The following is a 6,758-nucleotide window of genomic DNA, read 5'->3' as shown; positions in this document are numbered from 1 at the left end:
CAAAGCTTCCGACTTTGCCGACCTCTTTAACCGTAGCTACTAACCTATAGCAAAACCGCTTCTAGCGGTTCAAGCGCAGCGTTTCAAACCTCCACCTCTGGTGGAGGTCATGACTTGTTGCTTGCTGCGGCCCATTGTCAGAGCCGGGAGATGATCTCGGCTTCACCTTCGCGGCTGTTGCCGCCATTGGCGGCCGCCAGGATGGTCGGAACGATATCGACTGCGTCGTTGACCACGAGTGGCTGCACCAGATGCGCCGTGTGGACGAAGCCCTCCTCGCGCATGTGCTGCAGCAGGTCCATCATCGGCCGCCAGAAATTGTTGATGTTGCCGAACACCATCGGCTTGCGATGACGCCCGAGCTGCGCCCAGGTCATGATCTCGACGATCTCTTCGAGCGTGCCGATGCCGCCCGGCAGTGCCACGAAGGCGTCGGCGCGTTCGAACATCGTGTGCTTGCGCTCGTGCATGTCGGCGGTGACGATCAGCTCGTTCAACTGGCCGAGCGAATGTCGGGTTGCTTCCTTGTCCATCAGGAATTCGGGGATAATCCCGGTGACTTCGCCGCCGTTGGAAAGGACGCCGCTGGCGACCGCGCCCATGATGCCGCGTGTACCGCCGCCGTAGACCAGGCGAAGCCCGTGATCGGCGATGGATCGGCCGAGCGCGCGCCCGGCTTCCATGTAGGCATTGTCGCGTCCCGGCTGTGAACCGCAATAGACGCAGATGGATCGAATCGTGCTGTTATCGGTGCTCATGCCTCCAAAAGACATTGCAGCGCAGCATGGGTCAAGAAAAATGAGGGGAAACCCGGCTTTCTGCGGGTTGCCGCGCGTTCGGCTGCTTGTATGCCGAATCGCGAATCGCTAGCAATTTCAGGGATTGATTGAAGAAATCGGACGAGTTGCTCGCTGTTGCGCTATAATGACAAGTGCAAGCCCGCACCGCAGGCCGATGAGAGGGCATGCGCGGAGCGTCGCTCCGCTCCGTGTGGAGAGTGGCATGATCAAAAATAGGGCCGGCTGGGTGGCCATTACTGTCCTCGTGGCAGCGACAGCGCTGATGGTTTTCGTGATTCAACCGAACTTGCGCGGCGACGGCAAGAAGCCGGCGGAAGGCAGCGCAAGCCAGTCAACCGAATCGGCGTCGACAACGGGTGGCCCGCAGAAAACGGGCGGCGCGGAAGGCACGAAGACGGCCGATGCCGCAAAGGCCGGCGCTGCACCTGAGGCGCAGCAGAATGCCAACGCCGCTGCGACCAATGCACCCGCCGTCGATCCGGCCATACCTGGCTTCGACGTGCTGCGTGTGGAGCCGGACGGATCGACCGTGATCGCGGGACACGCGCAGCCCGGTTCGAAGCTCGAGATCCTGAGCGGCGATACGGTGGTTGGAACAGCCGATGTCGGTGCGACCGGCGACTTCGCCGCGGTGTTCGACAATCCGCTGCCTGCCGGCGACCATCAGCTTACCTTGCGCAGCACGGCCGAAGACGGCGCGGTGAAGAGCTCGCAGGAGGTCGCGACCGTTTCCGTTCCCAAGGATAAATCAGGCCAACTGCTGGCCATGGTCTCGAAGCCGGGCGAGGCGAGCCGGCTAATCACGACACCGGACGCAACCGCACAGGCGACCGGCACCAAGCCGGCGGAGGTTGCTTCGGCGACGCCCCAGGCGACCGGCGAGATGTCCACGGCTCCGGCCACCGGTGTTCCTGGCTTGCAGGTGAGCGCCGTCGAGATTGAGGGAGCCAAGATGTTCGTCGCCGGCAGCGCCAGGCCCCGTGCGCTGGTTCGTGTCTATGCCGACGACACGTTGCTCGGTGAGGTGAAGGCCGACGACAAGGGCCGCTTCGTCGTTGACGGTCAGATTGAACTGGCGGTCGGCAGCCACATCATCCGCGCCGACATGCTCAACGAGGATGGCACCAAGGTCGCGATGCGGGCTTCGGTTCCCTTTGATCGTCCTGCGGGATCGCAGGTCGCAGCCGTTGCTCCGGCAAGCACGCCTTCGGCAACGGCCGGGCTCGACGGTCTGCGCGCTGAAGCCGGCAAGGCGTTCGCTTTGTTGAAGGGGCTCTATGCCGACGGCAAAGTGCCCAGTGGCGAGCAATTGGCCGCGGCCCGCTCTGCAACGGAGATCGCCTTGAAGTCGCTTGCCGATTTCCGGCTTGCCGACAATTCCGATCAGACGCTTGCTGCTGCTGCGGCGCGTGCTTCGAACGCGGCGGCCGCTGCGCTCACTGCATTGAAAGCAGCGCCTCAGGATCCGTCGAGCGTTGCCACGGCTCTGGCCAAGGTCGACGCGACGGTCGGTGCGGTTCTGGCAGAAAGGGGCAGCGCGACGCCCGCGTCCGAACAGGTCCAGCCGAAGGGTAACGCCCCTGCGCCGGGCGAGTTGGCAAAAGTTCTGGGTGCAGGAAGCGCCGTTGCCGACGACACGGTGGCGGCACAACCGGTGACCGAAACTGCTGCCGTTGCGGCGTCGTCCGAACAACCGCAGACGGTCGAACAGGCCCCACTCAAGGAGAGCAAGAGTTCGGTGATCATCCGCCGTGGCGACACGCTGTGGCAGATTTCGCGCCGCGTCTACGGAGCTGGCTTGCGATACACCACGATCTATCTCGCCAATCAGGACCAGATCGAGGATCCGGACCGCATTCGCCCGGGCCAGATCTTCGGGGTGCCGGACAAGGCGCTGTCCGACGATGAATCGCGGGAAATTCACAAGAAGCACATGAAACACGAGCAATAAGCTCCAGATCGCGGCCGCCGACATTGCGGCGGCAGCGATGGATGCCTATCTCTCGACCCAGGGCGGCGCCTTCGAAGGGCGCCGCTTTTCATTGAACGGTGATGACGGCGTCGTTTGTCTTCGGTTACAGCGAAGGCGCGGCGCAGTGCTTGAGTGGGCGATAAACGGCCCCCAAACGGCGCGAAACGTAAGAGCGGATCAGAACGTGGCACCCCAGAAGAAAACTGTTTCGGCCGATACGAGCAATCCTTTGCAGACGATCGCCAATCTGTGGCCCTATATGTGGCCGACAGACAGGGCCGACCTCAAGCTTCGGGTCATCTGGGCAACGGTCATCCTGATCATCGCCAAGATCGTCCTGATTCTCGTTCCCTACTCCTTCAAATGGGCAACCGATGCGCTGAACGGCAAGCCGGATGTCCTGGGTTTCCTGCCTCAGGTCCTGACCGGCGCGGTGATGCTGGTGCTCGCCTACAATCTTGCGCGTCTTTTGCAGGCGGGCTTGAACCAGCTCCGTGACGCCCTGTTTGCGAGCGTCGGCCAGCATGCCGTGCGCCAACTTGCCTACAAGACCTTCGTCCACATGCACCAGCTGTCCTTGCGCTTCCATCTGGAACGGCGCACCGGCGGGCTGTCGCGGGTGATCGAGCGTGGTACCAAGGGCATCGAGACGATCGTCCGCTTCACGATCCTCAACAGCGTGCCGACGCTGATCGAGTTCCTGCTGACGGCGGTGATCTTTTGGTGGGGCTACGGTTTCAGCTATCTCTTCGTGACCGCCGTCACTGTTGCGCTCTACATCTGGTTCACCGTCAAGGCGAGCGACTGGCGCATCGCCATCCGCCGGTCGATGAACGACAGCGACACCGACGCCAACACCAAGGCGATCGACTCGCTGCTGAACTTCGAGACCGTCAAGTACTTCGGCAACGAGGAGATGGAGGCCCGGCGCTTCGACAAGTCCATGGAGCGCTATGAGAAGGCCGCCACCCAGGTCTGGACCTCGCTTGGCTGGCTCAACTTCGGCCAGGCGATGATCTTCGGCGCCGGTACGGCGGTCATGATGATCATGTCGGCGGTCGCCGTTCAGCGCGGCGAACAGACGCTCGGCGATTTCGTCTTCGTCAATGCCATGCTGATCCAACTCGCCATCCCGCTCAACTTCATCGGCTTCGTCTACCGCGAAATCCGCCAGGGCCTGACCGATATCGAGCACATGTTCGACCTGCTCGACGTCAGGGCCGAAGTGGTGGACCGCCCGCATGCGACCGAACTCGCGATCGGGAAGGGCGCGATCGCCTTCAAGGACGTGCACTTCGCCTATGATCGGGCGCGACCGATCCTCAAGGGCATCTCCTTCGAAGTGCCGGCCGGCAAGACGGTTGCCGTCGTGGGGCCTTCAGGTGCCGGCAAGTCGACGCTCTCGCGGCTGCTTTATCGCTTCTACGATGTGCAGCAGGGCGCAATTACAGTCGACGGCCAGGACGTCCGTAGCGTGACGCAGAAGAGCCTGCGCTCGGTCATCGGCATGGTGCCGCAGGACACCGTCCTCTTCAACGACACGATCGCCTACAACATCCGCTATGGCCGCACCTCGGCTTCCGAGGCCGAGGTCGAGGCTGCGGCTGAAGCCGCGCAGATCGCTGATTTCATTCGCAGCCTGCCCGAAGGCTTCCAGGCCATGGTCGGTGAGCGTGGCCTCAAGCTTTCCGGTGGCGAGAAGCAGCGCGTCGCGATCGCGCGAACCATTCTCAAGGCACCGCCTATTCTCATTCTCGATGAAGCCACCTCGGCGCTCGATACGCGAACGGAACAGGAGATCCAGTCGGCTCTCGATGTCGTCTCGCGTAACCGCACAACGCTTGTCATCGCGCACCGGCTTTCGACTGTCATCAATGCCGACGAGATCATCGTCCTGAAAGACGGGGTCATCGCTGAGCGCGGCACCCATGGCGAGCTGATCGACCGCGACGGCCTTTATGCATCGATGTGGAGCCGTCAGCGCGAAGCGACGCAGGCCGAAGAGCAACTGAAGCGCGTGCGCGAAAGCGACGATCTCGGCATCGTCACCCGCGGCGAGCCGGCGGTGTGACGGTGTTAATTCCTTTGCTGAGCGCGACGCGTTTTGTCGCTGTCGGGCGGGTGGCGTTGCCCGCCGGGACAATTCGCGCTAGGTCACGTTCCACGGAAAATCTGGAGTAGAGTTCATGAGCCTGGTCAATACGATCCGCAACACGCTCGTCCCGGTGCACAAGGAAGGCTATCGCTTCGTCGCGATCTTCTTCGTCGTGTCGCTGGTGCTTGGCTTCCTGTGGGAGCCGCTGATGTGGGTCGGCTTCGTGCTCACCGCCTGGTGCGCTTACTTCTTCCGAGACCCTGAGCGCATGACGCCGATCGACGACGATCTGGTGATCAGCCCGGCCGATGGCCGCGTTTCGTCGATCGCAACCGTCATGCCGCCGGAGGAACTGAACCTCGGCTCCGAGCCGATGCTGCGCATTTCGGTGTTCATGAACGTCTTCAACTGCCATGTGAACCGCGCGCCGATGGCCGGTACGATCACCCGCGTCGCTTATCGCGCCGGTCAGTTCGTCAACGCCGAACTCGACAAAGCCAGCCACGAGAACGAGCGCAATGGCTTGGTGATCGAAACCAAGCATGGCGCCATCGGCGTCGTACAGATCGCCGGACTCGTTGCCCGTCGCATTCTGTGCTGGAAGTATGAAAATGGGGCGCTGGAGGCGGGTGAACGTTTCGGCCTGATCCGCTTCGGCTCGCGCCTCGATGTGTTCCTGCCCGCAGGAGCGGAACCGCGCGTCAGCGTCGGGCAGACTGCCGTTGCCGGTGAAACCGTGCTCGCCGAGTTCGGCTCGCCCAAGGGTCCGGTCATCAGCCGGCGCGCATAAGGAGTACCCATGGAAGGCTCTGAACAGGAAAAGCCGACTGAAACGCCGCAAGCGTCCGGGGAGCCGAACGGGTCCAGCGACATCGCGCGCGGCCCGCGGTTGCGGGAAATCCCATTGCGGCTGATGATCCCGAACTTGATTACCGTGCTTGCGATCTGCGCCGGTCTTTCGGGCATTCGGCTCGCCTTTGAAAACCGCATCGAGCTTGCCGTTGCCATGGTGTTGCTCGCGGCCTTTCTCGACGGCATTGACGGTCGCGTCGCGCGCGCCCTGAAGGCGACGTCGAACTTCGGCGGCCAGATGGACTCGCTCGCCGACATCATCAATTTCGGCGTTGCGCCGGCGCTGGTGCTCTACGTCTTCATTCTCGACCAGGCGCGTTCGATCGGCTGGATCGCGGCGCTGATCTACGCGATTGCCATGGGCCTCAGGCTCGCTCGTTTCAACGTCATGGCGGAACGACAGGTCAAGGCGTCCTGGCAGTCGGAGTATTTCGTCGGCGTACCGGCGCCAGCCGGCGCCATGCTGGTGCTGCTGCCTGTTTATCTCGGCCTGTTGGGCTTGGCGCCCGAGCGCACCTTCGCGCTGATTGCGTCCGCCTATACGGTCCTGATCGCCTTTCTGTTGGTCAGCCGGCTGCCGGTCTGGTCCGGCAAGTCGGAAAACAGCCGCGTGCGCCGCGACCTCGTCCTGCCGGCCATTCTCGGCGTCGTCTTCTACGTCGCGACGCTGATGACCTACACGTGGGAAACGATGGCTGTGACGGCGCTTGGCTACCTGATCACGCTGCCCTTCGGCGCGCGCTCCTGGCAGCGCAAATATGGCGGCGATTGGCCGGTCCATCCCTCCGCCGGCGGTGATGGGCTTCCCGGCGACAAGGACTGACCGAGCCTCGAATGCGATACCAAACCAAAAAGGCCACCGTGGTGACACGGTGGCCTTCAGACCGCTGACAAACCCGTCGATTTTTCGGCGGGTTTCATTGTAAGCAAGTAAACCTCCACCTCCGGTGGAGGACTGGACGAGTTCTACATCTTCCTTGAGAGACCTCCGTGCTTGGACCGCTAGGCTGGCCGAGACATAGAACGGAGGTTTTATGGA

5 protein-coding genes are annotated in these 6,758 nt (G+C 62.6%); 4 read left to right on the top strand and 1 reads right to left on the bottom strand.

From position 1 onward, the window contains the following. Positions 1-137: 137 nt before the first annotated feature. Positions 138-758 (bottom strand): TIGR00730 family Rossman fold protein, encoded by a 621-nt coding sequence (locus BBX50_RS25505; RefSeq protein ID WP_065778090.1) that lies wholly within the window; start codon positions 756-758, stop codon positions 138-140. A 244-nt stretch (positions 759-1,002) separates the two neighbouring features. On the opposite strand from BBX50_RS25505, the gene BBX50_RS25500 reads away from it, so the two are divergent. The 4 genes from BBX50_RS25500 to pssA all read left to right on the top strand — a co-directional run bounded on the left by BBX50_RS25500 (position 1,003) and on the right by pssA (position 6,542). Beyond that, positions 1,003-2,751, top strand: a complete 1,749-nt coding sequence (locus BBX50_RS25500; RefSeq protein ID WP_065778089.1) for a LysM peptidoglycan-binding domain-containing protein — start codon at positions 1,003-1,005, stop codon at positions 2,749-2,751. Positions 2,752-2,956: 205 nt separating this feature from the next. Then, positions 2,957-4,843, top strand: coding sequence for an ABC transporter ATP-binding protein/permease (locus tag BBX50_RS25495; RefSeq protein WP_065778088.1), 1,887 nt, complete (start codon positions 2,957-2,959; stop codon positions 4,841-4,843). A 115-nt stretch (positions 4,844-4,958) separates the two neighbouring features. After that, complete coding sequence (locus BBX50_RS25490) at positions 4,959-5,657, top strand: phosphatidylserine decarboxylase (RefSeq protein WP_065778087.1); 699 nt, start codon at positions 4,959-4,961, stop codon at positions 5,655-5,657. A 9-nt stretch (positions 5,658-5,666) separates the two neighbouring features. Further along, positions 5,667-6,542 (top strand): CDP-diacylglycerol--serine O-phosphatidyltransferase, encoded by an 876-nt coding sequence (gene pssA, locus BBX50_RS25485; protein ID WP_065778086.1) that lies wholly within the window; start codon positions 5,667-5,669, stop codon positions 6,540-6,542. The last annotated feature ends 216 nt before the right edge of the window (positions 6,543-6,758 follow it).

The organism is Ensifer sp. LC11 (assembly GCF_001695835.1).
GTDB lineage: Bacteria > Pseudomonadota > Alphaproteobacteria > Rhizobiales > Rhizobiaceae > Ensifer.
Note: the sequence above shows the minus strand (reverse complement) of the source record. Positions and strands in the feature narration are given on the sequence as shown.

What these genes read in the sequence shown, in the direction of transcription:
- BBX50_RS25505 (WP_065778090.1), bottom strand. Translation starts at nt 758, where the DNA reads ATGAGCACCGATAACAGCACGATTCGATCCATCTGCGTCTATTGCGGT.
- BBX50_RS25500 (WP_065778089.1), top strand. Translation starts at nt 1,003, where the DNA reads ATGATCAAAAATAGGGCCGGCTGGGTGGCCATTACTGTCCTCGTGGCA.
- BBX50_RS25490 (WP_065778087.1), top strand. Translation starts at nt 4,959, where the DNA reads ATGAGCCTGGTCAATACGATCCGCAACACGCTCGTCCCGGTGCACAAG.
- pssA (WP_065778086.1), top strand. Translation starts at nt 5,667, where the DNA reads ATGGAAGGCTCTGAACAGGAAAAGCCGACTGAAACGCCGCAAGCGTCC.